The organism is Lactobacillus sp. RTP31084st1_F9_RTP31084_210423, assembly GCF_040919545.1.
GTDB lineage: Bacteria > Bacillota > Bacilli > Lactobacillales > Lactobacillaceae > Lactobacillus > Lactobacillus paragasseri.
This window is the reverse complement of the sequence record NZ_JBCOVH010000002.1, coordinates 174,394-200,247: the sequence shown is the minus strand read 5'-3', so window position 1 is coordinate 200,247 and position 25,854 is coordinate 174,394. Positions and strand designations below refer to the sequence as shown.

At 35.6% G+C, this 25,854-nt stretch carries 26 protein-coding genes and 2 tRNA genes; 14 read left to right on the top strand and 14 right to left on the bottom strand.

Translation table 11 applies throughout. The features are described from left to right. Positions 1-45 precede the first annotated feature (45 nt). Positions 46-657 carry an SOS response-associated peptidase family protein gene (locus tag AB5359_RS06225; RefSeq protein WP_048687158.1) on the top strand — a complete coding sequence of 204 codons (612 nt, stop codon included), beginning with the start codon at positions 46-48 and terminating at the stop codon, positions 655-657. Positions 658-684: 27 nt separating this feature from the next. Then, a tRNA-Gly gene (locus AB5359_RS06220) sits at positions 685-755 on the top strand. A 39-nt stretch (positions 756-794) separates the two neighbouring features. Here AB5359_RS06220 and AB5359_RS06215 read toward each other — a convergent pair. Then, positions 795-1,457 carry a CPBP family intramembrane glutamic endopeptidase gene (locus AB5359_RS06215; RefSeq protein ID WP_048687160.1) on the bottom strand — a complete coding sequence of 221 codons (663 nt, stop codon included), beginning with the start codon at positions 1,455-1,457 and terminating at the stop codon, positions 795-797. Between the two features lie 146 nt (positions 1,458-1,603). Between AB5359_RS06215 and AB5359_RS06210 the strand changes: the two genes are divergently transcribed. The 9 genes from AB5359_RS06210 to AB5359_RS06170 all read left to right on the top strand — a co-directional run bounded on the left by AB5359_RS06210 (position 1,604) and on the right by AB5359_RS06170 (position 9,375). Continuing rightward, on the top strand, positions 1,604-2,464 hold the full coding sequence (locus AB5359_RS06210) for an ROK family protein (protein WP_048687162.1): 861 nt from the start codon (positions 1,604-1,606) through the stop codon (positions 2,462-2,464). Between the two features lie 201 nt (positions 2,465-2,665). Beyond that, complete coding sequence (locus AB5359_RS06205) at positions 2,666-4,045, top strand: glycoside hydrolase family 1 protein (protein WP_020806582.1); 1,380 nt, start codon at positions 2,666-2,668, stop codon at positions 4,043-4,045. Next, the gene (locus AB5359_RS06200; RefSeq protein WP_048687166.1) at positions 4,045-5,475 is read left to right on the top strand and encodes a PTS sugar transporter subunit IIC; all 1,431 of its coding nucleotides are present in this window, start codon (positions 4,045-4,047) and stop codon (positions 5,473-5,475) included. Before AB5359_RS06205 ends, AB5359_RS06200 begins: the two co-directional genes overlap by 1 nt. 146 nt (positions 5,476-5,621) lie before the next feature. Next, positions 5,622-5,945, top strand: a complete 324-nt coding sequence (locus AB5359_RS06195) for a PTS sugar transporter subunit IIB (protein ID WP_003649545.1) — start codon at positions 5,622-5,624, stop codon at positions 5,943-5,945. A gap of 5 nt (positions 5,946-5,950) precedes the next feature. Then, on the top strand, positions 5,951-6,199 hold the full coding sequence (locus AB5359_RS06190) for a hypothetical protein (RefSeq protein WP_048687168.1): 249 nt from the start codon (positions 5,951-5,953) through the stop codon (positions 6,197-6,199). An 88-nt stretch (positions 6,200-6,287) separates the two neighbouring features. Then, complete coding sequence (locus tag AB5359_RS06185; protein ID WP_003647909.1) at positions 6,288-6,614, top strand: PTS lactose/cellobiose transporter subunit IIA; 327 nt, start codon at positions 6,288-6,290, stop codon at positions 6,612-6,614. Beyond that, a complete protein-coding gene (locus AB5359_RS06180) occupies positions 6,614-7,339 on the top strand; it encodes a GntR family transcriptional regulator (RefSeq protein WP_368279835.1) in 726 nt (241 codons plus the stop codon). The genes AB5359_RS06185 and AB5359_RS06180 overlap by 1 nt, the downstream gene beginning before the upstream one ends. A gap of 66 nt (positions 7,340-7,405) precedes the next feature. After that, entirely contained in the window at positions 7,406-8,899 is a 1,494-nt protein-coding gene (locus AB5359_RS06175) for a glycoside hydrolase family 1 protein (protein ID WP_048687173.1), read from the top strand. 68 nt (positions 8,900-8,967) lie between these two features. After that, on the top strand, positions 8,968-9,375 hold the full coding sequence (locus AB5359_RS06170; protein WP_048687175.1) for a DUF3284 domain-containing protein: 408 nt from the start codon (positions 8,968-8,970) through the stop codon (positions 9,373-9,375). 43 nt (positions 9,376-9,418) lie between these two features. Here AB5359_RS06170 and AB5359_RS06165 read toward each other — a convergent pair whose 3' ends face one another. The 3 genes from AB5359_RS06165 to AB5359_RS06155 form a co-directional block, all read right to left on the bottom strand. Then, entirely contained in the window at positions 9,419-10,117 is a 699-nt protein-coding gene (locus AB5359_RS06165) for a GntR family transcriptional regulator (RefSeq protein WP_003649549.1), read from the bottom strand. Between the two features lie 75 nt (positions 10,118-10,192). Next, positions 10,193-11,545, bottom strand: coding sequence for a PTS cellobiose transporter subunit IIC (gene celB / locus AB5359_RS06160; protein WP_048687177.1), 1,353 nt, complete (start codon positions 11,543-11,545; stop codon positions 10,193-10,195). Between the two features lie 22 nt (positions 11,546-11,567). Next, complete coding sequence (locus tag AB5359_RS06155; protein WP_048687180.1) at positions 11,568-12,065, bottom strand: hypothetical protein; 498 nt, start codon at positions 12,063-12,065, stop codon at positions 11,568-11,570. Between the two features lie 197 nt (positions 12,066-12,262). Here AB5359_RS06155 and AB5359_RS06150 point away from each other — a divergent pair, with 197 nt between their 5' ends. Continuing rightward, complete coding sequence (locus tag AB5359_RS06150) at positions 12,263-13,711, top strand: 6-phospho-beta-glucosidase (protein WP_021314878.1); 1,449 nt, start codon at positions 12,263-12,265, stop codon at positions 13,709-13,711. Between the two features lie 149 nt (positions 13,712-13,860). Beyond that, on the top strand, positions 13,861-14,292 hold the full coding sequence (locus tag AB5359_RS06145; protein WP_368287203.1) for an Hsp20/alpha crystallin family protein: 432 nt from the start codon (positions 13,861-13,863) through the stop codon (positions 14,290-14,292). 45 nt (positions 14,293-14,337) lie between these two features. Here AB5359_RS06145 and greA read toward each other — a convergent pair whose 3' ends face one another. Continuing rightward, a complete protein-coding gene (greA, locus tag AB5359_RS06140) occupies positions 14,338-14,799 on the bottom strand; it encodes a transcription elongation factor GreA (RefSeq protein ID WP_020806592.1) in 462 nt (153 codons plus the stop codon). After that, entirely contained in the window at positions 14,799-15,419 is a 621-nt protein-coding gene (locus AB5359_RS06135; RefSeq protein ID WP_020806593.1) for a hypothetical protein, read from the bottom strand. The genes greA and AB5359_RS06135 overlap by 1 nt, the downstream gene beginning before the upstream one ends. A 165-nt stretch (positions 15,420-15,584) precedes the next feature. On the opposite strand from AB5359_RS06135, the gene AB5359_RS06130 reads away from it, so the two are divergent. Then, on the top strand, positions 15,585-16,895 hold the full coding sequence (locus tag AB5359_RS06130; RefSeq protein ID WP_020806594.1) for a C1 family peptidase: 1,311 nt from the start codon (positions 15,585-15,587) through the stop codon (positions 16,893-16,895). 57 nt (positions 16,896-16,952) lie between these two features. Here AB5359_RS06130 and AB5359_RS06125 read toward each other — a convergent pair whose 3' ends face one another. From AB5359_RS06125 to AB5359_RS06090, 8 genes are all read right to left on the bottom strand, one after another. Continuing rightward, positions 16,953-17,336 (bottom strand): transcriptional regulator, encoded by a 384-nt coding sequence (locus tag AB5359_RS06125; RefSeq protein WP_003649557.1) that lies wholly within the window; start codon positions 17,334-17,336, stop codon positions 16,953-16,955. A gap of 63 nt (positions 17,337-17,399) precedes the next feature. After that, entirely contained in the window at positions 17,400-18,053 is a 654-nt protein-coding gene (locus tag AB5359_RS06120) for an HD domain-containing protein (RefSeq protein WP_003649558.1), read from the bottom strand. A gap of 16 nt (positions 18,054-18,069) precedes the next feature. Then, positions 18,070-19,383, bottom strand: a complete 1,314-nt coding sequence (locus AB5359_RS06115; protein WP_048687181.1) for a C1 family peptidase — start codon at positions 19,381-19,383, stop codon at positions 18,070-18,072. 126 nt (positions 19,384-19,509) lie between these two features. After that, positions 19,510-19,582, bottom strand: a tRNA-Thr gene (locus tag AB5359_RS06110). 72 nt (positions 19,583-19,654) lie between these two features. Then, positions 19,655-20,917 carry a tyrosine--tRNA ligase gene (tyrS, locus tag AB5359_RS06105; RefSeq protein ID WP_048687184.1) on the bottom strand — a complete coding sequence of 421 codons (1,263 nt, stop codon included), beginning with the start codon at positions 20,915-20,917 and terminating at the stop codon, positions 19,655-19,657. A gap of 260 nt (positions 20,918-21,177) precedes the next feature. Beyond that, a complete protein-coding gene (locus AB5359_RS06100) occupies positions 21,178-24,126 on the bottom strand; it encodes an alkaline phosphatase family protein (protein WP_048687187.1) in 2,949 nt (982 codons plus the stop codon). Beyond that, a complete protein-coding gene (locus AB5359_RS06095; protein WP_003649562.1) occupies positions 24,123-24,743 on the bottom strand; it encodes a glycerol-3-phosphate acyltransferase in 621 nt (206 codons plus the stop codon). Before AB5359_RS06095 ends, AB5359_RS06100 begins: the two co-directional genes overlap by 4 nt. After that, positions 24,743-25,852 (bottom strand): LCP family protein, encoded by a 1,110-nt coding sequence (locus AB5359_RS06090; RefSeq protein WP_020806598.1) that lies wholly within the window; start codon positions 25,850-25,852, stop codon positions 24,743-24,745. Before AB5359_RS06090 ends, AB5359_RS06095 begins: the two co-directional genes overlap by 1 nt. Positions 25,853-25,854: the final 2 nt, after the last annotated feature.

The window sequence follows — 25,854 nt, the reverse complement described above, 5'->3', positions numbered from 1 at the left end:
GAATTAAATTGAAAGAACTAATCAAACTAGAAAGAATGAAAAATCATGTGTAGCCACTATGCAATGCCCTCTCTTAAAGAAATTAAGACTTACTTGACAACTGATTTAAAATTACCACTGATTGTACCTAAAAACATTGAAGAAAAATTTTCTGCTGTCACGCAAATCTATCCTAAATCTTCATCCTTAGTAATGCTTTACAGCAACAACGAATTAAAACTGGTTGAAAAGAAATGGGGCTATCCGAGCCCTTTTCAAAAGAATCGTGTTCTTTACAACGCTCGCATAGAACGTTTTTATGAAGAAAAACCATCAATGTGGGACAACTCATTTGCTCGGCAGCGCTGCATTATCTTAGCCAATGAATTTTGGGAAAGCAGTAAACAAACTTACCTTGCTTCAAATAATCAGACCTACCATGAACACTCTTCTTTTACTGCTAAAGAAGAACCAATGACTTTAATCGCTGGCATTTATCAAGGCGACGATTTTTCAATGGTAACAACTGCTGCTAACAGTACCGTTCTTCCTGTTCATGAACGCATGCCATTAGTCTTAAAGCCATCCGAATTACGTCGCTGGCTCTTTCAAAACTTCACTTCTCTACTTAACCGTTCAGAATATAATTTGGTTCGGCATCAGTTGCCACATCGTTAACAAAAATGATATAATCATTTTGCTTATGCGGGTATAGTTTAATGGTAAAATGTCAGCTTCCCAAGCTGAAGATGCGGGTTCGATTCACGCTATCCGCTTATATTAAAAAAGGAGGAACTTTTTATTCCTCCTTTTTGTTATGCCAAGATAACCATAAAAATTCCATTTAAAATTGCTAGATAAATTGGCATCATTATTCGCTGTGAATATAGGTACGACCAAGCAAGAAGCATCCCATAAAGACTGTTAATAATAAACAAGGCAAATGAAGTTTGAAAATTGAGAATTCCGAAGAAAAAACCTGAACAAATGATCCCAACTATTCCGCTAGTCATATTTTGTGCTCTAAAACCATAATTAAAGAAAAAGCCGGTAGTTAAATACACTTGCATCGCTGGTATCAATATTCCGATTGAAAAAATGAAAAACCAAAATAAGAGATTGCACTCACCCTTTTGATAAATTACTTGAAAATTCATCAACGGAACTGCGCCTTTAGCTTGAAGATAAGAAACAAAGATTCGTCCTAAGATCACTAAGATAGATACGCCAACGATAAACCCATAATCTGCTAAAAGTGGCATACTTGGCCTTTTTTCAAAGAACCGTTGCTCGCGATTAAATTGCCTAATGTAGAAATATAAGGCAAACAGCGAAAAAATTAAAAAGAAAAAATATCCAATCTTATTTACTTGATCATTTAATAATGTTAATTTCTTTACTCCAACTACTATCAAATAAAGAACTAAATAAACAGCATACCTAGTTAAATTTCCTTGCCTTGATGATGGCGTATTCATGGCTTCTTCCCCTTTATATCAACTGCATTTATTATAACAAAGCACTTAACGTTATTTATAGTTCATTAAAAAATATATACTTATTGACAACGCTTTCATTTATAATTAGCATGAAAGTGAAGAAAACAAGAGAGGAAACATTTATTATGAACTTAATTGCAATTGATATTGGCGGTACAACAATCAAGATCGCTACTTGGATAAACCAAAAACTAAAAATGGTCTTTACGATTGATACACCTGATAATTTAGATACTTTCTATGAAGAATTAACTGATGCTGTAAACGAAATCAAAGCAAAAAATAAAATTGATGGCGTTGCCATCTCATCTCCTGGGGCTGTTAATAAGAAGACTGGAGTAATCGAAGGAGCCAGTGCCCTTCCTTATATCCATAACTTTAAAATTGTACCCGAATTAGAAAAAAAATTTGGCTTGCCAGTAAGTATTGAAAATGATGCAAATTGTGCCGCTCTAGCTGAACTTGTTGACGGATCAGCTAAAGGATGCAGCAGCATGGCTTTCTTAGTTATTGGAACCGGAGTTGGCGGTAGTATTATTATTAACAATCAAATTTGGCACGGCGCTCATCTTTATGGTGGTGAATTTGGCTTTATGATTATTGATGGTCAACAACTTAGCGCCTTAGCCTCCCCAGTTTCAATGGCTAAACGCTACAATGAAAAAACTGGTAAAGATTTTGATGGTAAGACAGTATTTGAACTTGCTGACATTGACGACGCAGTTGCGCAAGAAGAACGTGATAAATTAATTCATGCTCTTGCTACAGCCATTTATAATATTCAACACAGCTTTGATCCAGAAAAAATCATCATCGGTGGCGGAATTTCTCAAAACCAAGAATTAATACCTCTTCTTAATGATGAAATTTCAAAAATAAGAAATAAATTAAATATTGCGACTGTTAAGCCAATTTTAGACATCTGTACCTTAAAAAATGAAGCAAATTTGCGTGGAGCTGTTGCAGATTTTGAAAAAGAGCATTAAATTTTATATAGACACTTTTTTATTATTAAATAAATGTGTTTGAAAGCATCACAAAAAGGACTGAGAATACTATCTCGGTCCTTTTTTGTTATCTAATTTAAGAAAAGTATATATTTTTATATAAAAGCGCTTTACTTTTACTAGAAATAAGTTTATATTTATACACGTAAAATATGTGAGCGATTGCAAAGAGGGAATGTTATGAATAAGCAGAAAATGCCTAAAGACTTCTTCTGGGGTAATTCAGTTTCAAGTATGCAAACTGAAGGTGCCTGGAATGAGGATGGTAAAGGCTTATCAGTTTACGATGTACGACCTGCTACAGAAAACACCACAGATTGGCACACCGCAATTGATGAGTACCATCGTTATGATGAAGATTTAGACCTGATGAAAGAAATGAATATGAATATGTATCGTATTCAAATTTCCTGGTCAAGAGTTTGTCCTGAAGGAGATGGAGAATTTAATCCTAAAGGAATCGATTTTTACGACAGATTGATTAATGCCATGCTTAAACGTGGTATTGAACCAATGATTTGTCTTTATCACTTCGACATGCCACTACATTTAGCCCGAAATTATAACGGCTTTATGTCAAGACATGTTGTTGATGCCTTTGTTAGATTTGGTAAAAAGATGATTGATCATTTTTCAGACCGTGTTAAATACTGGATTGTCTTTAATGAACATAATCTCTACTTCCAAGACGAAGTATTTAATATTTCTGGCTATGAAAAAGGCGACAAAACCTTAGACGACATGTACACAATCTTTCACCATACAATGATTAGCCACATTCGTTTAGCTAATTATATTCATGAAAAATATGATGATGTAAAAATTGGCGGCATGCTAGCCTACCAACAAATTTATCCAGAAACTTCAAAGGCTACTGACGTTTGGGCTGCTAAGCAAGTTCAAGAATTTTTGAACTTTAATATTTATGATGCAGATACTGGACGTGGTTACTCGCCAGAAGTTATGCAGTATGCAAAAGATCATCATATTAACTGGGATATTACTGAGGAAGACAAAGAAGAAATGAAAAAAGCAAAAGCTGACTTTCTAGCTTTCAGCTATTACTCTTCTTGGACTCTCTCAGCCGATAAAATTCCAAAAGATGCAGCACCTAACCGTTACATGAATTATGGCGGTGTTGAAAATAAATATCTCAAGACTAATGATTGGGGCTGGACGATTGATCCACTTGGTTTTAGAAACGCCATTACGACAATGTACAACCATTACAAGATCCCAGTCTTTCCAATTGAAAACGGAATTGGCTTAAAAGAAACTTGGGATGGCGAGCATATGATCGAAGACGATGAGAGAATTGCTTACCATGAAGAACATATCAAAGCAATGAAAGATGCAATGTTCTTAGATGGTGCCAAAGTTCTTGGCTACCTAGGCTGGGGATTAATTGATATTCCAAGTTCACATGCCGATATGGAAAAGCGTTATGGCGCTGTCTATGTTAACCGGTCAAACCATGATTTGAAAGATTTAAAACGTGTTCCTAAGAAATCATTTTATTGGTTCCAAAAAGTATTAAAAGATAATGGAGACGAAATATAATGAGTGAACAGAAAAAATCGGGCGTTAGTGTTTTCGTTAATAAACACATCTTGCCCCCAGTAATGAAATTTGTTAACACCAAGGCTATTCAGGCCTTGCAAAATGGTATGATTTACACTTTACCATTTATCTTAATCGGTTCTATCTTCCTTATTCTAGGAAATATTCCGATCAAATCAGTAGCTGATGCAATTAATGCTTCTGGTTGGGGAGCTTTCTTTAACCAAGCCTACACTACTACTTTTAGTATTATGGCTATGTGGGCATCAGTTGGTATAGCTTATATTTATGTTAAAAATGAAGGCTACGAGCCATTAGCTCCCGGTCTTACTTCTTTAGCCGCATTCTTAATGCTTCAAACTTTAACTATTGACAGTCCATTAAAGAATGCTATGGCTAAAGGTATTGACGGTCAAATGACTGCTAAAGCCGTAACCGAAAATATCGACAAGTTACCACATGCCTTGCAAAGCTTCTTAGAATCTCCAGTTACCGGTGTATTTAACATTACCTGGCTTGGCGGAGACGGAATGATCGCTGCAATTATTGTTGGTTTATTAGTCGGCTGGATTTACTCAGCTATTATGAAAAAAGGCTGGACTATTAAGTTGCCTGAACAAGTTCCAGTAGCTGTTTCTAACCAATTTACTGCTATGATTCCATCAGGAATTATCTTAATTGGTACTATGCTTATTTACGCAGGCTTCAAGTTAACTACTGGTTCAGACTTCTTACAATGGACCTACCACACTCTTCAAATTCCACTTCAAGGTATCTCTGACTCACTTGGTGGCGCAATTGCCATTGGATTCTTAGTACCATTCTTCTGGTTCTTCGGTGTCCACGGTGGTTTAATCGTCGGTTCTCTTGCTGGTCCTATGCTTCAAGCAAACTCATTTGACAACGCTCAATTATACAAGGCCGGCAAGTTAACCATTGCTAACGGTGCACACGTTGTTACTAACGAATTCTACAACAACTTCATTAACTTAACTGGTTCAGGTATTACTATTGGTTTAATTATCTTTATCTTAATTGCAGCTAAGTCAGCACAATTACGTTCAATTGGTAAAGTTGAATTAGTTCCTGGTATCTTTAACATTAATGAGCCATTCCTATTTGGTTTACCAATTGTTATGAACCCATTCCTTGCAATACCATTCTTCTTAACTCCAGTTGTAGTTGCTATTTCAACCTACTTCGTAATTAAAACTGGTATTGTTCCTCCTCTAAATGGTTTTGCCTGTCCATGGACGATGCCAGCAGTTATTTCTGGTTTCCTAATTGGCGGCTGGAAGATGGCAATTTGGCAAGCATGTACCTTAGTAATTTCAACCTTAATCTACTGGCCATTTGCTAAGAAATACGACAACATTCTTGTTAAACGTGAAGCTGCCGCTCTCAAGAAAGACGAGGCTGAAGGTAAATAATTTTTTCAGTTATTAATTGACACTTATCATTAAAAAAGTGCTATAATGTAAATGCTTTCAATGATGAAAGTGCATACATTTAATTTATAGATCAACACTCAGACACTGAAAAACACTTAATTATATTCACAAAGGAGATAATTATTATGGCAGACAAAACTATTATGCTTGCTTGTTCAGCAGGAATGTCAACTTCATTATTAGTATCAAAGATGCAAAACGCAGCTAAAGAAAAAGGCAAGGACTATAAGATCTTTGCTACTGCAGCATCAGGCATTCAAGATGAAATTGACAAGGAACACCCAGATGTATTAATGCTTGGACCTCAAGTTCAATACATGGAAGACAGTGTTAAGAAGATTACTGATGCAGCAGGCATCCCATTAACAGTCATCAACATGCAAGACTATGGCATGATGAATGGTGAACATGTTCTTGAAACTGCTCAAGAATTAATGGGCGACAAATAGTCAAAATGAATGACGAAGTAAAAATTGTTAATGAATTTGATCGTGATGGTCATCACTTCAAAATTGGCGTTAATGCAGATGGACAAGTTTCTATCTATATAGACGATGAAACTAAAGCTCACCACGGCTATCATTTTCCAGGTATTATTCAGATTCCTAAGGGACTTGAATTAGATGGAAAATTGATGCTGCAACTACCAATTGACTGTGATGCAGCAATTGATCAAGGAATTCAAAAATTAAAACAAAAATAATTTATGGGAGATGCTCGCTGACATAGTAAAATAAAATATTGTCAGGAGCATCTTTTATTTTGAAAATACTATCTAGGAGAATTAAATCATGGCACAAGAAAATAGCGATAACATGCAAGTTGTAATGGGAATTATTATGCAAGCAGGTAATGCAAAAGCTGCTGCTATGCAAGCAATCCAAGCTGCTAAGAAGGGCGACTTTGACAAGGCTGATGAATTTATTAAGCAAGCAAATGAAGGCTTAGTAAATGCTCATAATGTTCAAACTGATATGTTAACTCAAGAAGCACAAGGTAACCACGTAAAAGTTGACCTTTACATGGTTCACGCTCAAGATCACTTAATGACAGCTATTACCTTTATTGATTTAGCTAAAGAAGTAGTAGCTGTTTACAAAAAAATGGCTGAAAAATAATGACTACGGAAGCAAAATACTTAAAAGTTGCTCGAATTCTACAAAAAAGAATTGAAGATGGAGTTTACAAAACTCAAGCTCCCCTTCCTGACCAAAAAACACTTGCAGACGAATTACAAGTAAGCCGGTTAACTGTCAAAAAAGCCTTAGATGGATTACAAAGAAAAGGTCTTGTATATAAAGAATCTGGTTTAGGAACTTTTGTCTTAGGTCCGGTTCCAATCCAGGATAAATTTGATTCACCAGCAAATGCCTTTAGTGGCTTAGCCAATCTACTTGGATCAGATGAGGTTACTAGCGATATTATTGAGTTTAACGTTGAGTTTCCTAGTGAAGATATTCAACATTACCTAAAATTAAAGTCTAGCGACCCAGTTTATAATATCCGTCGCTTAAGAAGACTTGAAGGAAAGCCATTGATTCTTGAACATACTTTTATGCCAGTTCACTTAGTTCCCAACTTAACTGAGGATATCTTGCATAATTCTATTTATAATTATCTTCATCATGACTTAAAACTTAAGTTTGGCGTCGCATATCGTAAAATCAAGGCTGCTAAAGCAGACGATTGGGATCAAAAATATCTTAAAGCTAAAAAAGATGACTCAATTTTAGAGCTTGAGCAAATCGTATGGTTAAATAATGGTCAACCAGTTGAATATTCAACCAGTCGTAATCGTTACGATGAACGAAATTATGTCGTTTTAGAGACAAACAGCTTTTAAGTAAAAGTTCTAGAGCAAGTCTAGAACTTTTTTTATAAATTTAAACAAATAAAGAAGGGAAAAATAATGACTAAAACCTACTCAATGCCGAAAGATTTTTATTGGGGCGGTGCTAGTGCTGCTAACCAATATGAAGGTGGTTATAACGAAGGTGGCAAAGGATTAAACGCTATTGATGTTTTGACTAATGGTTCTGCTACTGAGCCAAGAAAAGTAACTTGGAAAACAAACGATGGCAAAACTGGTGTTACTCCAATGACGTGGGGAAAAGAATTTAAATTACCTGATGGTGCAAAGCCTGCACTTTTAGATAACTATTACTATCCTAGCCATGAAGGAACCGATTTCTACCACCACTATAAAGAAGATATTAAATATATGGCTGAAATGGGCTTTAATATGTTCCGTTTATCCCTGAATTGGTCACGTATTTTACCAAATGGAGACGATCAAGAACCAAATGAAGAAGGTTTAGCTTTCTATGACAAGGTCTTTGATGAATGTGCTAAGTACGGAATTGAACCACTTGTTACCCTTTCACACTATGAAACTCCCCTATCTCTGATCAATCGCTTTGGCGGCTGGAAAGACAGAAAAATGATCGATATCTTCGTTCACTATGCAGACATCGTTATGAACCACTACAAGGGTAAAGTTAAGTACTGGCTTACTTTTAACGAAATTAATGCGATGGATATGGCTCCTTATATGGGTGGAGGTCTAATTGATGGAAGCAAGCAAAATCGTGCTCAAGGAGCTCATAATCAATTTGTAGCCAGCAGCAAAGTCGTTAAGTTAGCTCATGAAATTGATAAAAATAACCAAGTTGGTCAAATGCTTGCCTACTCTGCTTACTATCCATATACATCAGATCCAGCAGATCAGCTTTTAGTCATGAAAGCTAAGCAAGAGATGCTTTTCTATTCGGATGTTCAAACTGGTGGCCGCTACCCTGAATACCGCCTTAAGGAGTATGAACGAGATGGAATTAAGCTAGATGACCGCCCAGAAGATTATGAATTAATCAAAGAATATCCCGCTGACTTTTTAAGTTTCTCTTGCTACACATCTAATGTCCTCACTACTCATGAAGCTGATGCTAAAGCAAACGGTAATATGTCAGCAGGTGGCGTCAAGAATCCATATCTTGACTATAATGCTTGGGGATGGGCAACAGACCCTGATGTTTTAAGAATTGCCTTAAATGATCTCTGGGATAGATACCACAAGCCACTGTTTATTGTTGAAAATGGTCTTGGCTGGGGAGATGAATTAACTGAAGATCATAAGGTTCATGATGATTACCGCATTAACTATCTTCGTGCCCAAATTAAATCTATGGAAGAAGCAGTTAATGAAGACGGGATTCCATTAATGGGCTACACAATGTGGTCAGCAATTGACCTAGTTTCAAACGGAACTGGCGAAATGAAGAAGCGCTACGGTTTTGTTTATGTAGACCGCGATGACATGGGTAACGGCTCATTAAAGAGGTATCCTAAAGATTCCTTTAACTGGTACAAAAAGGTTATTGCATCACATGGTGAAGATTTAGACTAAAGGCAAAATAGAACCTAGCATTTTCTAGGCTCTATTTTTTTGACAAATTAATATTAGAAAGACGCAAAATGATTACAATTACAGACCAAGCAAAGTTTAAAGCAAAAGATTTCTTTAATTACCTTAATAAGCAGCTCACACAAGCAATAAAAAAAGCGCGTGGCAATGACCTACCAGTCAAAATCGCTGCAGGAACTACCTACCAGCAAAGGAATGTAAAGGCTGAAATTACTGAGTACGAATTCGGCAAGAAATACGTTTCGATTTTTAAGTCTGCTAAGCTAGATGTTAAAATTGCTTATTACTTAGAAGACAATGAACGTGGCTGTCAGATCACTTTTAAAGAAGACGTTCTTAGTTTTGATGAAAAGAAACATTCTAATCTTGGTACCTGGTTTTACAACTGGCAGTTAAAACAAGGTGCTAAAAAACAACTAAAACAAATGAAGAATAATGTGTTAGCTTACGCCAAATAACAATAGCCCTAGTCTCAATATTTCGAGATTAGGGCTATTTTTGTTAAATAATATCATCAGAACTTTGATCGTAAAATTTAGAGTTTTTGTAATTATAAACTAATTTAGAACTATCAAAAGCAGTTCCATTGGCTAGATAGAAGGTATCATAGACTTCTAAACAAGGATCTCCTTCTTTTAATTCAAGGTATTTTGCCTCATCAGCAGTTAATTTTCTAACACGCATATACTTATCAGAAAACCGAATTTCTTTCTTTAGTCCTTCTCGGATGTAATCAAAAATTGAGCCTTCTGCGATTTCTTTACTCATGAAGGGAATTATACTTTTACGATAATATGACTCTTCTAAGACAAAGGGCTTACCATCTTGCTTGCGCAATCTTTTAATAAAGTAGCATTCTTCATTAGAATGAAGATGTTCACTGATTGGCTTAGGTGCCTTCTTCTCCGAAAACTCGATTACTTCCGTAGTCGGCTTTTTTAATACATGGGCAAAACCAGCATTGTCTGTTAGAGACATATAACCATCTTGCCCGGTAGGCCTAACAAAGACGCCCGACCCTTGCACCTTATAGACAATCCCTCGCTGTGTAAGTAAAGTAATTGCCTGCAAAATAGTTGACTTTCCGACTTGATATTTCTTCATTAAGTCAGTTATAGTTGGCAATTTATCACCATGATGAAGTTGCTCTTTATTAATATAATCTTTTATTTTATCCGCAACTAATTCATATTTCTTCATTATTTACATCCCTAAATGAAAAATTCTCATAGTTATATTCTAACTATGAGAATTTTCAAAGTCTATATTTTATAATTAAGCTTTCTCAGCACCAGCTTGCTCTTTCTTAAGCAATTCATTGTCGTAATGCTTAATGAATGGGTACCAAATTAAGAATGCAACTACAGCATTGACTAAAGCTAAAACAGCACCTTGCCAACTAGCAGTGGCCATCATACCACCAAGACCTACAGGAATTGGCCATGGTTGTTGAACAATAATCTTAGGTACTAAGTGAGTTGCAATAGCTGCATAAGCAACCATTGAACAAGTCATAGGTGCTAGTAAGAATGGAATAAATAAACGTACGTTATAAACAATTGGCAAACCAAATAGTAAAGGTTCGTTAATGTTAAATACAGCAGGAACAGCTTCAAGTTTACCAAGTTCTCGTAATTGTTTAGATCTTGAAGCAAAGGCCATCCAAAGTGCCATACCTAAAGTAGCACCAGAACCACCCATGATTACGAATGCGTTTGAGAATTCACCAGCAAAGACATAGTGAGCACCCGAAGCATTAGCAGCCATGTTTGATAAAACAATTGCTTGGTAGAAACTTGAAATAATAGTCGCACCGTGAATACCAAACCACCATAAGAAGTGAATCAGGAAGAAGATAATCAAAACTCCCCACCAGGTATTAGCAATGTTTGAAACAAATGAGAATGGAATAAACAATAATTGGAAAATATCTGTACCAAGAACAATTAAGATAACGTCAATTAAAGCAATGACAATCGCAATCACAAAACCAGGAATCAAAGCAGTAAATGAGTTAGCAACACCTGATGGAACAGATGCTGGCATCTTAATCCGCCAATTATGCTTAATACAGAAACGATAAATTTGAACAGTTAACCAGGCAACGATTAAACCAGTAAAGATACCTGTAGCACCGATTCTAGTTAAACCTGAACCAGAAATACCATAACCACCAGCAATAACATTGTCTTTCTTAAAAATGTTAACAAAGACAGTGTTACCGCCTTTCCATACTAATTGTGGAACAGTAATGAATAAACCCATTAAAGTTAAGAAAACTGCGTTCAATGGATCAAGTAATAAGTTTTCTTCTTTGCGGTAAATATCTGCATAGTTGTAAGCAAATGATCCAGCAAAGTAAATTGCGATGATCCCCATTGTGGCGTTGTAAATAACAGTATAAATATTGTTAAAACGTCCAAATGTATTATTGTAAAAATCTACAAATCCTTTAGCAGTAATAACTTGAGTTAAAACTGTTAAGACCAAAAACATTGATCCAATGATAGAAAAGGCAATAATCGAATAACCAGCACCCATAATTGCACGTACAAAACGTGAACCTGAGAACTTGCCTAGTATCTTCATCATTTTATCTTTAAATGATGGTTGCGCAGTGTCAGACATAGTACATCCCCCTCAATTTGTCCTACTGTCTATTACTTTCAAATGTCTTAATTGCTCGTGCATATTTGTCGCGACCATTTTGAATGTTACTAATTCTTCTTAAGATCAAAATGGAACCTAGCATTCCAATTACTAAAATCGTAACAATTACATTTGCGACATCATTTGTAGTCATAAAAGGAAATAGAAGCTTTCCAAATGGTAAATAGCAACCTATAGCAAAGATTACATTTGCACCTAGCTGCAGTTGATAATAAAGTTTCGTAAATTTCAAATCAGTATTTCTCACATTCCATTTACTTACTTGCTCAACTGAAGCTACTAATAATAAAACAAACAATAATCCCGAAATTATCGAAGCAACAATATCTTTGTAGCAAATTGCAAAAACTAACCAAAATAGATTAGTGAATAAGAACGCCGCAGAAAAATAACGAATCATTAAATAGCGGCTAAAATTTATAGATCTTACACTCATGTCATGTTTCTTTTGTTCTAAACTCTGATCTTTTTTAGTCATTATTGTATCTGCCCTTTCAATATTGTTCCCGAACAATTCAGACAACACCTGTATAATACTACTAATTGAAAACGGTTGCAACAATAAAAACTGTTTTATTATAAAAATAAAATTCTATACTTTTTAACTTTACAAGCGAGTTTTTAATTTGTAGAATGAACTTCGAAAACGCTTACTTTAGAAAGGATGTATTGAATATGACTGGATACACTATGCCAAAAGGCTTTTTATGGGGCGGCGCTGTTGCTGCCCACCAACTTGAAGGTGCATGGAATGAAGACGGGAAAGGAATGTCAGTTGCCGATGTAATGACTGTAGGATCCGCAACTAAACCACGTGAAATCACAGATGGCGTCATCCCTGGTAAGAACTACCCTAACCATGATGCTATTGATTTTTACCACCATTACAAGGGCGATATCAAATTAATGGCTGAAATGGGGTTTAAAGCTTTTCGTACTTCAATTGCTTGGACTAGAATTTTTCCTAAGGGCGACGAAAAAGAACCTAATGAAGCAGGTCTTAAATTCTATGATGACTTATTTGACGAATGCCACAAATACGGTATTGAACCTGTAATCACTCTTTCTCACTTTGAAATTCCTTATCACTTAGTTAAAGAATATGGCGGTTTCACTAATCGTAAATTAATTGACTACTTTGTTCGCTTTGCTCGCGTATGCTTCAAGCGTTACAAGAACAAGGTTAAGTACTGGATGACCTTTAACGAAATTGACAACCAATCTAGTTTTAACAATGACTTCTTGATGGCAACTAACTCCGGAATTTTATTCAAGAATGGAATGGGCGATAAAGAAAAAGAAGCAGCAATGTATCAAGCAGCTCACTATGAATTAGTTGCTTCTGCTTTAGCAGTTAAAGAAGGACACAAGATTAATCCAGACTTCCAAATTGGCTGTATGATTAATTACTCACCTGTTCGGCCTTTAACTCCATCTTCAGACGATGTCTTACTTGCTGATAAGTTTGAACAAAGACGTGACTTCTTCTCTGACGTTCACGTTAATGGTGAATATCCAAATGCAGTTGAAGACTACATTGAAAGAAATGGCTACCGTCCAGATATTACTGAAGAAGATAAGATTGCCTTAAAGGAAGGTACTGTTGATTACGTTGGCTTTTCATACTACCAATCAACTACTGTCTCAAGTAAGAAAGTTAAACCTGATGAGTTAACTGACTTACAAGAAGCAATTGTTGAAAATCCTACATTGCAACGTAGTGACTGGGGTTGGGAAATCGATCCAGAAGGTTTAAGAATTTCTCTTAACCACTTAACTGATCGCTACCACAAGCCACTCTTTATTGTTGAAAATGGTCTTGGTGCTTATGACAAACGCGAAGCTGATGGCTCAGTTCATGACCCATATAGAATCGATTACTTAAGAAAGCACATTGAACAAATGGAAAAGGCTGTCGTTTTAGATGGTGTTGACTTGATGGGTTATCTTCCTTGGGGATGCATTGACTTAGTATCAGCTGGAACTGGTCAAATGGACAAGCGTTATGGCTTTATTTACGTTGATAAAAATGACAAGGGTGAAGGAACACTTGAGCGTTCAAAGAAAGATTCCTTTGACTGGTACAAGAAAGTTATTGAATCTAACGGCAAAGACTTAGACTAATCATGAAAAATAGGATCTAGAATTACTCTAAATCCTATTTTTTTGTGCTAAAATTAGCACTTTGTCAATTAGAGTGCTAAATATTTTACATTCTATTCTGACCTACTACAATAGAAAGTGTAGAGAGCGTAATGGAAGGAAGTTTTATTATGGCAAACGAAATGATGAAGAATCGTAACAATGATAATATGATGGATCAATTAAGCGATTGGTTTAGTTTTCCAAAAGACTTTTTTGACGATAGTTCAATTAAGAACATTATGCAATCTGATGTAGCTGAAACAGACAAGGACTATATCGTTAAAGTCGACATGCCAGGAATGGATAGGAAAGACATTAAAGTTTCTTATAAAGATGGCATCTTGAATGTTTCAGGTAGCCGCGACTCATTTGACAACTTAGATGACAAGAATGGCAACCTTATTCACCGTGAAAGAAGCGTTGGTCACATTCAAAGAAGCTATCGTATTCCTGATGTTGATTCTAAAGAAATTTCTGCTAAGGACATCGACGGCGTTTTAACCATTACCTTGCCAAAATTAACTGAAGAAGACAAAGAAAACACAATCACAATTGAATAAATTTGATTGCTTACAAAAAAGGCATCCCGCAAAGCGAGGTGCTTTTTAATTTACTGCAATAATTTTTACATCATAACTTCCAGCTGGTGCTTCAACAGTTACTGTTGCACCAGCTTTTTGCTTCATTAAGGCCTGTCCTAAAGGAGAATCAAAAGATATTTTTCCTTTAGCCAGGTCTGCTTCCATTCTACCAACAATCCGGTATTCTTCCGCATCATCATCACCTTCAAAAAGCAGTTTTACATTTGAACCTAAATCAATTGTGCCACTTTTATCTTTTTGAATAATTTCTGAATATCTTAATTGTTTATCTAGATAACGCAGTCGACTCTGCAAATGCCCTAATTCCATCTTAGCAGTCGTATATTCTGAATTTTCTGACAAGTCTCCCATACTACGAGCTTCTTGCAAAATTTTAATTCTACGTGGTCGATCTTTTTTTAAACGGGCTATCTCGTCTTTAATTTCTTGATAGCCTTCTGGCGTCATTTTTTGATAGTAAACCATTATTTAACCTTAACATCGTTTCCGGTAAGAATGTCTTGCTTGTAAAGTTCACCATTCTTGACTGAATAATGACCAACAATTGTTCCAGTTGACTTTTCAGCTAAAGAGTATTGACCATTGCCACCATCAATTAAGGTAAAGTTGTCTGGACCATAATTACTTGAATAACCATGCTCTTTAATTGTGTCAGAAACCATCTTGTTAAACATGGCATCTGAAGCATTATGAGATGATGATGCATTTTGACTATTACCATTAGTTTGGGTGTTAGATGCAGCTGAATTTGATGCATTGTTCGAATTAGTTGATCCAGTTGAATCAGAAGAATTGTTAGAGTCAGTTGATTTGTTCTTATTAGTCTTTTTGCTGGTAGTATTACTTGAATTTTCACTACTCTTATCGCTCTTCTTATCAGAATTAGTAGTTTCTGAATCATCAGTATCTACATCAGTCTTATCTTTCTTAGTAGTGTGTTTCTTAGCCTTATGACTCTTCTTGTGACTTGTCTTACTGCTTTTTGCTTCGTTATTAGTACTAGATTGATTGGCACTATTGCTGCAACCTACAGCAAGAAGCATTGTCATTAGGGTAATTCCTGATACAAAAATATTCTTTTTCATAGTTCTTACCTCCGATATTATTATCAATATTATACTTCATATTGTCCCTTGTCATACTTATGAAAGCTACTTTCATTCAACAAAATTAGTGTATTAAGTCGTCATTTGCTGTATAGTAAAGATAATGAAAAACATGATAAAAAAATTAAAGGAGTGTAAAATTACATGTCTCATGAATTAACCCTACAAGAAATTGATCAATTCCGTAATGACTTTGATAATTCACGCAATGAAGTTGTTTCTCGCGCAGCAATGCGTTCCGGTGTTTTAGAAGCTTCATTTAACCCAACAGTTACTAACCGCTTAAATGATGTTTTCTCTGTTGAAGTGGAAACTGATAATGTTACTAACCAAATGCAATCAGGACGTTGCTGGTTATTTGCTACTTTAAACACCTTACGTCATGACTTTGGTAAAAAGTATAAGGCTAAGAACTTCACTTTATCTCAAGCATATAACTTCTTCTGGGATAAAATTGAACGTGCAAATATCTTCTACGACGCAATCATTGATTCTGCTGATAAGCCATTAGATGATCGTACTGTTAAAGCATATATGAATTTTGCCGGTTCAGATGGTGGTCAATGGGCAATGGCTGCTTCACTAGTTAAGAAGTACGGTGTTGTCCCAACTAATGCAATGCCTGAAAGTTTTAATACCAATCACACTGCTGGCTTAGCTGATGCTTTAGCTCGTAAGGAAAGAAAAGATGCCTTAGTTTTACGTAAATTAGTTCAAGCAGGCAAAACTGAAGAAGTTGAAAAGAAGCGCAAAGAATTCTTAAGTGAAATCTACCGTATGACTGCGATTGCTGTTGGCGAGCCTCCTAAGACATTTGACTTAGAGTATCGCGACGACGATAAAAAATTGCACTTAGATAAGAACTTAACTCCAGTTGAATTCTTCAACAAGTATTGGGATGTTAACTTCGATGACTACGTTTGCTTGACTAATGCACCTGACCACGAATATGGCAAGCTTTACTCACTTCCATTCGAAGATAACGTTAATGGCGGACTTCCAATTACTTTCTTGAATGTACCAATCGAATACTTAAAAGAAGCTGCAATCAAGCAACTTAAGGATGGCGAAAGCGTTTGGTTTGGTAATGATGTCTTAAAAGAAATGGACCGCAAGACTGGTTATTTAGATACTGAGTTATACAAGACCGACGAATTATTTGACGTTGATACTTACATGACTAAGGCTGAAAGATTAGCTACTGGCGAAGGTGAAGTTAGTCACGCAATGACCTTAGTTGGTGTCGACTTAGACAAAGGCGAAATCCGTAAGTGGAAAGTTGAAAACTCATGGAGTGAAAAGTCAGGCCGTAAGGGTTACTTCACAATGAGTGATAAATGGTTTGATGAGTTTGTTTATGAAGTAGTTGTTAGAAAAGAATTCTTAACTGACGATCAAAAGAAACTTGCAGAAAGCAAGCCTACTCCACTTCCAGCTTGGGATTCACTTGCTTAGTGAAAATAAAATATATTGATAAAAAGGGATTTGCGTCGCTATAGACACAGAGCCCTTTTATAATTCTTCTTTTTCACTATCTTCAATAAACTTTTCCATAAGTTTGGGATTTTTAATTAAAATCTTTAGTAAACGATTATCACTAATCGATGGCACAGCTCCGGCTTCATAAAGAGCTATTGTTGCCACATTCCATCCCAAAACTTCAGCAAATTTTTCTTTACTAAAATTCCAATGATGTCGTAAATTTTTAAGATCAGTTGGTGAAATAATGCCAAACTTTCTCCGATACTTTTCCAAAGCTAATTTTGCTGCATGATCATCAAGTTCTAAGTCAGCAATTACCTTACCAGTATTCTCGTCAAAACGAGCAGGCGCAGTAATTGTAATTCGTTGTCCACGAATGTCATAACTATTAGTATAATCTGCAATATAAGACATGACTTCATCCCCTTAATTAAGTGAATAATAAAGCTAGCCAAAAGATTAGCTAGCTTTATTATCTTACACATTCCATTCATCCATAAATTCTTGAACGAATTCACGCATATATTCAGTTCTTCGATGTGCTTCTTTCTTAGCAGCAGGAGTATTCATCAATCCCTCTAAATCAAATAATTTTTCATAGAAGTGATTAATCGTTGTCTCAACATGGTTACGATATTGGTCATGACTTACTAACTTTTCAGGCTTAATCTCTGGATCATAGATCTTATTTCCATGCTTTCCGCCATAAGTAAATGCTCGTGCGATTCCGATTGCACCTAAACTTTCAATTCGATCTGCATCTTGCACATATTGTCCACTCAAGGGTAACTTGTAGTGATGTTCAATATTTGCAGAAAAAGACATGTGCTGAATCGTAAATAAAATATCTTGTGCTTCTAACTCAGTAAATCCAACTTTAGGTAGTAACTCTTTAATTTCTGCAACTACCTTACTTGGGTCATCGCAAATTTTCTCATCAATTGTATCGTGTAAGTAACTACCGGTCTGAATAATAGCAACAACTCGGCTATCTGCATGCGCATCGGGATAATCACTTAAATACATTTTTGTAGCTAAGTTTGCTACTCGTTGTCCATGATAGTAGTCATGTCCTGTTTTTTCACCTTTTAAATGATCTTGGGTAAACTGCTTAACTAATTCAATATCCATCTGTTTATCACCAAAATTAAGCCATTGAATCCCAGCAAGGAACTGGAGTAGCTTCTCCTTCAGCAATCTTTACTAATTTTTCAGGTAAGTATTGCTTCTTCACTACAACCTTAAAGAGGTATTCGTCAAACCACTTATCGTCCATTACAAAGTAGCCTTTTTCACCAACTTTGGTTCCCCAAGAATTTTCAACCTTCCACTGACGAGGCTTACCATCAACTACATCTACACCAACCAAGGTCATTGCATGAGTAGAGCCACTAGCACCAGTTTCAAGACGCTCTTTCTTACTTAATTTAGTTTCAATATTAAAAACAGTATCTGTTTCATATAAATCAGCAGCTAAAATTCCCTTTTGACGGTCGCTTTGCTTGCCTACATCACAACCAAACCAGATCGTTTCACCATCTTTTAATTGCTTAATAGCTGCTTCCTTAAGATTTTCAATCTTCGTATTCAAAAATCTAATTGGACTACCGCCTTCAACATTATCTTCAAATGGAAAAGCATAAAGCTTGTCATATTCATGATCTGGTGCATTAAAGAGAACAACGTAGTCATCCAAATCATCTTCAAAATAATTGTGGAAAAAGTCTAGTGGGGTAAGATTTTGATCTAACTTGTAATTACCATCATCATCTTTAAATTCTAAATCAAACTTATGCACAGGTTGTCCAAAAGCGATCACAGCCATACGGTAAACTTCACTTAAAAATTCTTGGCGTTTTTGCTCAATTTCAGCTTCTTTTCCTTCTTGAGCAAGTTTACGTAAAACTAGTCCATCTTCACGTAACTTCATGTTCAAGGCTTGATTAAACGCTGCTGTATTGTTAGCAGTAAAACTTTCATCTTGTGCATAAGTTGGCACTAAGCCATATTTTCTAATCAAGGAGATAGCCATATGCCATTGTCCACCATCAGTATCTGGAGCTTGCAAATAAAAATGCACAGTTCGATCATCCACAGGTTTATCCGCAGTTTCTAAGATATGATTGAAGAAAATATTTGCTCTTTCGATTCGATCCCAGAAAAAGAGATAGCTTTGTGAAAAAGTAAAGTTCTTTGCATGATACTGCTTAGCGAACTTGTGACGTAAAACGTTCAATGCCGCAAACAACCAGCAACGACCTGATTGTTTTTGATCAGTCACGTTATCAGTTGGAATTTCAATTGAGAAAGTCCGGTTTAAATCGCGGATTCCCTCACTATTGAAACTTGCCTTTTGCACGCCGTTATTCACAACAGCTAATTCAGCGATCTTATTTTGTTTGTTTTGTTGATAATCTTGTTGAAATTTTTCAATTTCTTCTAGTGTAAGTTCATGTGTCATGTCTATTCTTCTTTCATAAATTACAATATTTTATCTCCATTATAAAAAGGGACAGTCGTTTTGACCATCCCTTAATGCATCATCCATCAAAAAAGCTTCTGCTAGCCTAAGCTTATTTAATAACTAAGCCGTTTCCCAGATTTGAACTGGGGACCTCCTCCTTACCACGGCGGTGCTCTACCTCCTGAGCTAAAACGGCATACACAGTTTAATTATAACAAAAAAGACGAGGAATGCTTTCTAGCCATCCCTCGTCTTCTTTTTTTACTAACTATTTAATTTTAACTAGAGTGTATTTTCTCTTACCCTTACGGATAATTACGTACTTACCATCAAAATCATTGTCAGGTTCAATAATGAAGTCAATATCATTTTGACGTTCACCATTTACGTAAATAGCACCGTTCTTAACATCTTCACGTGCTTGACGCTTAGATGGTTCAATCTTAGTTTCAACCAAGAATTCAACAATATTCTTAGCTTCATGAGTTGCTTCAGCACTCGGTGCATTCTTCAAAGCTTGTTCAATTTGAGGTACAGACAAACTCTTAACGTTACCTGAGAATAATGCTTCAGTAATCATTTGAGCTTCTTTTAAGCCTTCTTCACCATGAACAAACTTAGTTACTTCTTCTGCTAATCTCTTTTGAGCTGCACGCTTCCAAGGTTCTTTTTCAGTCTTTTCGGCTAAGTCTTCAATTTCTTCACGAGATAAGAAAGTAAAGTATTTAAGGTACTTAACAACGTCCCGATCATCTTGGTTAATCCAGAATTGGTAGAATTCGTAAGGACTGGTCTTTTCAGGATCAAGCCACACAGCACCACCAGCAGATTTACCGAACTTAGTACCATCAGCCTTAAGCATCAATGGAATAGTTAAACCAAATGCTGGACGATCTGCACCTTCAAGCTTGTGGATTAAATCAATACCAGCAGTAATGTTCCCCCATTGATCAGAACCACCAATTTGGAGTTGAACGCCATTATCTTTGTTTAAGTGGTAGAAATCAATAGCTTGTAAAATTTGGTACGAAAATTCAGTAAATGAAATACCATTTTCCAAACGACTAGCAACAACGTCCTTATTAATCATGTTGTTAACTTGGAAGAACTTACCGTAGTCACGTAAGAAGTCAATCAAATTAAGCTTTCCAAGCCAATCAGCATTGTTTTTAATTTCAAAGTTTTCCGTACCGAATAACTTTTTCATTTGAGCAGTCAACTTTTCCTCATTATGCTTAACTTGTTCAGCAGTTTGAAGAACACGTTCGGTCTTTCTACCTGATGGGTCACCAATTGAACCAGTTCCTCCACCAATCAAAATTACTGGGTGGTAGCCAGCCATTTGGAATCTTTTTAAAATCATAAATGGAATTAAGTGTCCAATATGAAGGGAATCACCAGTTGGATCAGTTCCGCAGTAAAGAGCTAAATCATCATGCTCTGCTAAGTACTTGCGTAAACCTTCCTCATCGGTTTCTTGGTTAATAGCACCGCGCCATTTTAAATCTTCTAAAATGTCAAATTTTGCCATAATAATTTCTCCTAACAAAAAACGTCCCTAGACTTCTCTCGAAATCTAGGGACGACTAAATTACTTCATTAGCCGTGGTACCACCCACGTTTGCGCTTAATGCGCCTTAAAACAGTTGATAAGGGAACAACCCCATTATTGTAATTCGCAAACTCAACCTGTCTAGCTCACACCAACCGCTAGTTCTCTGGACACTGAATTAAGCTGCTACTTTTTATTTACCTATGATAATAAGGGAGAATAGTTATTTAGTCAACTGCTTATTTATAAAAGCTTTTAACGTCCAAAGTGTATCCCTTACCCGCTGACATATCATATTGAATCAATTGATAGTCCTTCAATAATTCTTTTTGTTTCTTAGTTAACTTCTTTTCAGAAACTTTCTTTCCGTTTTGATCAACTAGTTCAAAACCATCACTGCTACTATAGTTAATTGTCATTGCAGGAAGATCCTTGTAGATCCGAGTAAGTAATGCTTGGTAAGCTGTAACTTTAGAATTCGTTTGCTCTAAAGCCATCGGAATAAAGGAACTCGTTGCAATATACTTATCTGGAACAATTTTATTCTTAGCACCATGCTCACGAGCGTACTTATTTGAATAAATAAAGTAAGTAGTAGAATGCATTTTAATTGGATACTTAGATAATAACGATTGATCAATAATTGATGGATAATGATCGCCATAAAAGACAAGCGTGATTGGCTTATTAATTTCATCGATTTCTTTAATAAACTTCTTCACTGCCTTATCAGTATATTCAACACCCTTTGTATATGCCGCAAAGCTAGTCTTAACATTATCATCTGCAAGAGAAGAGCCACTGACATTATCCTTATATTCATTTGGTGAATAATAATCACCATATGGCATATGGTTTTGCATTGAGATCAAGTTAATAAATTGACCATTTTTTCTACTCTTAATTTGTCTCAAGCCATTCTGGTAAGCCGTCTCATCAGAAAGATATGGACTCGTTCCAAGCGACTTTTTATCATAGATCTTATATTTAGAGCCTAAATAAGCAAACTTATTAAATTTAAACCGGCGATAATTATCAATTCGGCCATAATAAGTACCATTAAACGGATGAATTGCACTACTATAAGGGAAATTCATCCCAATTGTTGGATAAAAATTATAACGTGAAGTTACCTGAGTATATGGAGTAAGAGCACTCAAGAAGTTTCCCATATTAAATCCAGTCAAGGACTCATATTCCATATTTCCAGTTCCACCACCATATCCAGCACTAAGCATCTTGCCAGAAGTCGTTTGCGACATTAAGCTACGGATATACTTCATCGGATCTCTAACATTATCAGAAATTTTGACTCCTGGGAATTCTTTTGGATCTACAAAGCTTTCACTAAGATTAAAGACAATTGTTTGATCGGATAACTTGTTCTTTCTAGTCTTATTAATAGCAATAGCTTCTTTTTCATACTTTTTAGTAATTTGCTTGATGGCATGTTCAGAATAACCATCAACTTTTTCCATAATTGGCACTTTGATGAAATCTAAGAAAGTTAAGACAGCACCGTTATTAGCTGTACTATCCGGTGGATTTCTAAAGTCAGGATTATTATCAAACCCCTTTGAAATATAGTAAATCGCTGAATTTTCATCATTAAACCACACCGGTGTAATCAAAATTAAGAGACTACCAATTAAAACAAGCCAACTCTTTTTCTTTCTCTTCAAATTACATGGATGCTTTAATTCAAGATAGACAATAACAGCGACTAAGAGTGCAATACCTAATAAAATATAAATTAAGGTTTGCACACCAATCATTGGAATCAGCGTCTTCCAATTAACGATCTCACTAATTTCATTTGGATAAACTGGCTCTTCTCTTAAATCCATCTTAATTCCATCTGCAATTGCAATTCCTAAAGCCAAAACAGTTGGAATACTTGCGGATACCCAGAACCTAGTAGTGATTACATAGAAGATCTCATAAATTGCAAATAAGAAAATCGACGATAAAACTAAGGTGCCAAATTTGCTAGTAAAAATAAAGACTAGAGCAGCCCAAAAGTCACTTGCAGATTGAATGTCTCGAACAGTATAAAAGCCAATGACACTTAAGAACATCAGGAATGCAAATAAGATAATTGATTTAGAGTGTCGCTTTAAAAAGTCTACTCCCGCTTCTAAAAGTTTAATAAGGCCATCCAGATTATTTTCATCAAATTTATTCAAAAATTTCTGAACGCGCTTATTTGAAAGGAAAAATTTAACAAAAACAAAATTAATAATGAAACTTGCAACTAATAAAGAAAGAATCAATAAAACAGTAACTTTCTTACTTACAGGTGCAAGCAAAAGTTGCAATTTTTCCTTCCACAAACTCATCCCATAAGAAGTAGTGCCAAAGATAATTGCTGGAATTAGAATTGAAAATAATCTGTGAGATACTCCAAGCATTGAACTTCTAAATAATAATGCTCCAGCAACGACAAATAAAATCATCAACGGTGATGATGGCGCCATTAAAAGACTAGTATTCCAAGACATATTCATCTGAGAAAAGATGAATCCTTGCGGCGTCTGAATCGGCATTAATTTAATCGTAAGATAATAAACTGCTGGTAGCAAAATAATCGTTGCTACTACTAAGCCAAGAACTACTTTCTTAGATGCCTTAATCTTTGAAATAAGCATTCCCCAGGCAAAAGGTACAGCTAAGTAAAGGCCAAAAATACTATAACTAGTTAAAAGCGAATTTCCTGCACTTAAGGCAAAAATCAAAACTGTAATGGCTGTCAGCAGCAACACATTTTGCTTAGTATTTAATTTCTCTTGTAATCTAAAAATAAATGGTTGAAAGAATAAAGAAATTATAATTCCGCTAAATAAAGCTGATGTACTAGTTAAAACTGGGAAAAAGATTCCCCATAAATTCCAAGCTGAGAAAAACTGCGGCAACGAAATGACAAATACTAAATAGAAAATAATAAGAGTAACAACGCCTTCAAGCCAGTTCTTAACTGCCTCTTTAAAGCTATACTCCTTATTGCCGTAACTCATCCCATACCAGACAACCACTATCAATTGAATTAAGCTAATTACCATGCCAATTCGCGTTTTAGTAGAAACTGACGTTGGATTATAATTCCAAAAGCCTAAGGTTTGAATTAATATTCCCAGCAACAAACACAAAAGTAAGATCCACTGGATTGTTTTTCTTAAAGCTGATTTCATTTGTATATCCCTAACTTTTTCTTAATTGTTACCAAAACATCTACTCGCTTACCGTGTCCAGTAAAGAAGTCGACAATATCTTTTCTAAATTGAAAAATCATGATTAAAGTAGCAATTAAAAAGATTAATCCTTGTTCCCAGCCAAAGTTAAGCCAAGTAAAAATACTGAACCCCAACATATATACAAGTGGCGGAATAGTAAGATTTTTCATAATAATCACTAAAAACAAGCCAATTAATAAAGCAATCAAACCAGCTCGCCAGTCAAAAAAGACAATCCACAATGCAGTAACTGCCACTCCTTTACCACCCTTGAAGTGATTCCAGAACGGAAATGAATGCCCTAAGACGACTCCAATACCAGCAAAAGATAAATCTAAGCGATTACCATGATAAAGAAAGTAGACAATTAATAACGCTGCCAAAGTTTTAGCTAAGTCTCCAATACAAGTGAGAATACCCCATTTTTTACCAAAAACTGCACCAATATTAGCTGTACCAGGATTACCTGAGCCATATTTAGTCGGATCTTTATGTAAAAATATTTTTGCGACAATCATAGCAAAAAGGATATTTCCGAGGAAATATCCTATTACTAGTGAAATTAATTCATTCATTAATAAGCACGATCTCCGTTCCATAATTCATCCGTATAAGGATCATATATGTAGTATACCTGATTAGAATCACCACTGGTCCAATCAAATTGAGAATTCATTGAATTTTGATAAGTTTCATTATTATCAATATTCATTGAATCTAAACCAAGATCATTTCTCACAATATTAGATGTTCGTTGCAATTCTCTATCAGACATTACTTGATATGAAGCATCTCCAATCATTGCTCCTACTCCATGCAAATAGTCGCTAGACATGTTTTGAGTACATTTACGGTAGTTTTTACTAATTTTGACCATTGAATCAAAAGTTAAGTTAGTTCTCAAACTAGTTGAAACAGAGCCTAAGATTGAATCTAAATTCTTTAGCGTACTAAATGACATTGCATGTTCTAAAACGGACATAATTACTTCACGCTGCCGTAATTGTCTACCATAGTCTCCGCGAGGATCGTCATAGCGCATTCGAGAGTAAGCTAAGGCTTGACTACCATTTAAGTGTACCTTTTTACCTTTGGTAAAGGTGTAGCCATCGTAAGTAAAGGTAAGAGGCGGCGTCACTGTAACGCCACCAACGCCGTCTACAATCTTTCTCATTCCGCCCATATTCATTGAAATATAGTATTTTATTGGCACATTAAGGACCTTACTTGTAGTCTTCATTGCCATTTTGGCACCGTCAATATTATAAGCGGCATTAATCTTATGAACGCTAAAGTTTTCGGTGCCAATCATTCTTGCCATGGTGTCACGCGGAATCGACATTAGAGAAAGTTTCTTTTTAGCCGGATTAACGGTTACCAAAATCATTGTATCTGAGTTCCCGCGAACTTCTTTTCTACCAAAAGCTCCCGTATCTGTCCCTAATAATAAAATATTGAATGGTTCTTTACCAGAAAAGCTATCTTGTTTTACAGCAGTCTTTGGGTCATATGTTTTATCAAAGGCATTTTTAGCTTTTAAATAAACAGATCCTGCATAGGCTCCAAGTCCTAAAACCAGCACTAAAATAACCGCAATAATAATACGGATTGGCTTTTTCTTACTATGTTTTTCTTTGTTCAGCTCAACTCTTGAGAGAACAGGTTCTTTGGGCTTATTATCCATAA

Bases quoted from the DNA above. Each gene is read 5' to 3' on its own strand.
- AB5359_RS06225 (WP_048687158.1), top strand. From the start codon at position 46: ATGTGTAGCCACTATGCAATGCCCTCTCTTAAAGAAATTAAGACTTAC.
- AB5359_RS06215 (WP_048687160.1), bottom strand. From the start codon at position 1,457: ATGAATACGCCATCATCAAGGCAAGGAAATTTAACTAGGTATGCTGTT.
- AB5359_RS06210 (WP_048687162.1), top strand. From the start codon at position 1,604: ATGAACTTAATTGCAATTGATATTGGCGGTACAACAATCAAGATCGCT.
- AB5359_RS06205 (WP_020806582.1), top strand. From the start codon at position 2,666: ATGAATAAGCAGAAAATGCCTAAAGACTTCTTCTGGGGTAATTCAGTT.
- AB5359_RS06200 (WP_048687166.1), top strand. From the start codon at position 4,045: ATGAGTGAACAGAAAAAATCGGGCGTTAGTGTTTTCGTTAATAAACAC.
- AB5359_RS06195 (WP_003649545.1), top strand. From the start codon at position 5,622: ATGGCAGACAAAACTATTATGCTTGCTTGTTCAGCAGGAATGTCAACT.
- AB5359_RS06190 (WP_048687168.1), top strand. From the start codon at position 5,951: ATGAATGACGAAGTAAAAATTGTTAATGAATTTGATCGTGATGGTCAT.
- AB5359_RS06185 (WP_003647909.1), top strand. From the start codon at position 6,288: ATGGCACAAGAAAATAGCGATAACATGCAAGTTGTAATGGGAATTATT.
- AB5359_RS06180 (WP_368279835.1), top strand. From the start codon at position 6,614: ATGACTACGGAAGCAAAATACTTAAAAGTTGCTCGAATTCTACAAAAA.
- AB5359_RS06175 (WP_048687173.1), top strand. From the start codon at position 7,406: ATGACTAAAACCTACTCAATGCCGAAAGATTTTTATTGGGGCGGTGCT.
- AB5359_RS06170 (WP_048687175.1), top strand. From the start codon at position 8,968: ATGATTACAATTACAGACCAAGCAAAGTTTAAAGCAAAAGATTTCTTT.
- AB5359_RS06165 (WP_003649549.1), bottom strand. From the start codon at position 10,117: ATGAAGAAATATGAATTAGTTGCGGATAAAATAAAAGATTATATTAAT.
- celB (WP_048687177.1), bottom strand. From the start codon at position 11,545: ATGTCTGACACTGCGCAACCATCATTTAAAGATAAAATGATGAAGATA.
- AB5359_RS06155 (WP_048687180.1), bottom strand. From the start codon at position 12,065: ATGACTAAAAAAGATCAGAGTTTAGAACAAAAGAAACATGACATGAGT.
- AB5359_RS06150 (WP_021314878.1), top strand. From the start codon at position 12,263: ATGACTGGATACACTATGCCAAAAGGCTTTTTATGGGGCGGCGCTGTT.
- AB5359_RS06145 (WP_368287203.1), top strand. From the start codon at position 13,861: ATGGCAAACGAAATGATGAAGAATCGTAACAATGATAATATGATGGAT.
- greA (WP_020806592.1), bottom strand. From the start codon at position 14,799: ATGGTTTACTATCAAAAAATGACGCCAGAAGGCTATCAAGAAATTAAA.
- AB5359_RS06135 (WP_020806593.1), bottom strand. From the start codon at position 15,419: ATGAAAAAGAATATTTTTGTATCAGGAATTACCCTAATGACAATGCTT.
- AB5359_RS06130 (WP_020806594.1), top strand. From the start codon at position 15,585: ATGTCTCATGAATTAACCCTACAAGAAATTGATCAATTCCGTAATGAC.
- AB5359_RS06125 (WP_003649557.1), bottom strand. From the start codon at position 17,336: ATGTCTTATATTGCAGATTATACTAATAGTTATGACATTCGTGGACAA.
- AB5359_RS06120 (WP_003649558.1), bottom strand. From the start codon at position 18,053: ATGGATATTGAATTAGTTAAGCAGTTTACCCAAGATCATTTAAAAGGT.
- AB5359_RS06115 (WP_048687181.1), bottom strand. From the start codon at position 19,383: ATGACACATGAACTTACACTAGAAGAAATTGAAAAATTTCAACAAGAT.
- tyrS (WP_048687184.1), bottom strand. From the start codon at position 20,917: ATGGCAAAATTTGACATTTTAGAAGATTTAAAATGGCGCGGTGCTATT.
- AB5359_RS06100 (WP_048687187.1), bottom strand. From the start codon at position 24,126: ATGAAATCAGCTTTAAGAAAAACAATCCAGTGGATCTTACTTTTGTGT.
- AB5359_RS06095 (WP_003649562.1), bottom strand. From the start codon at position 24,743: ATGAATGAATTAATTTCACTAGTAATAGGATATTTCCTCGGAAATATC.
- AB5359_RS06090 (WP_020806598.1), bottom strand. From the start codon at position 25,852: ATGGATAATAAGCCCAAAGAACCTGTTCTCTCAAGAGTTGAGCTGAAC.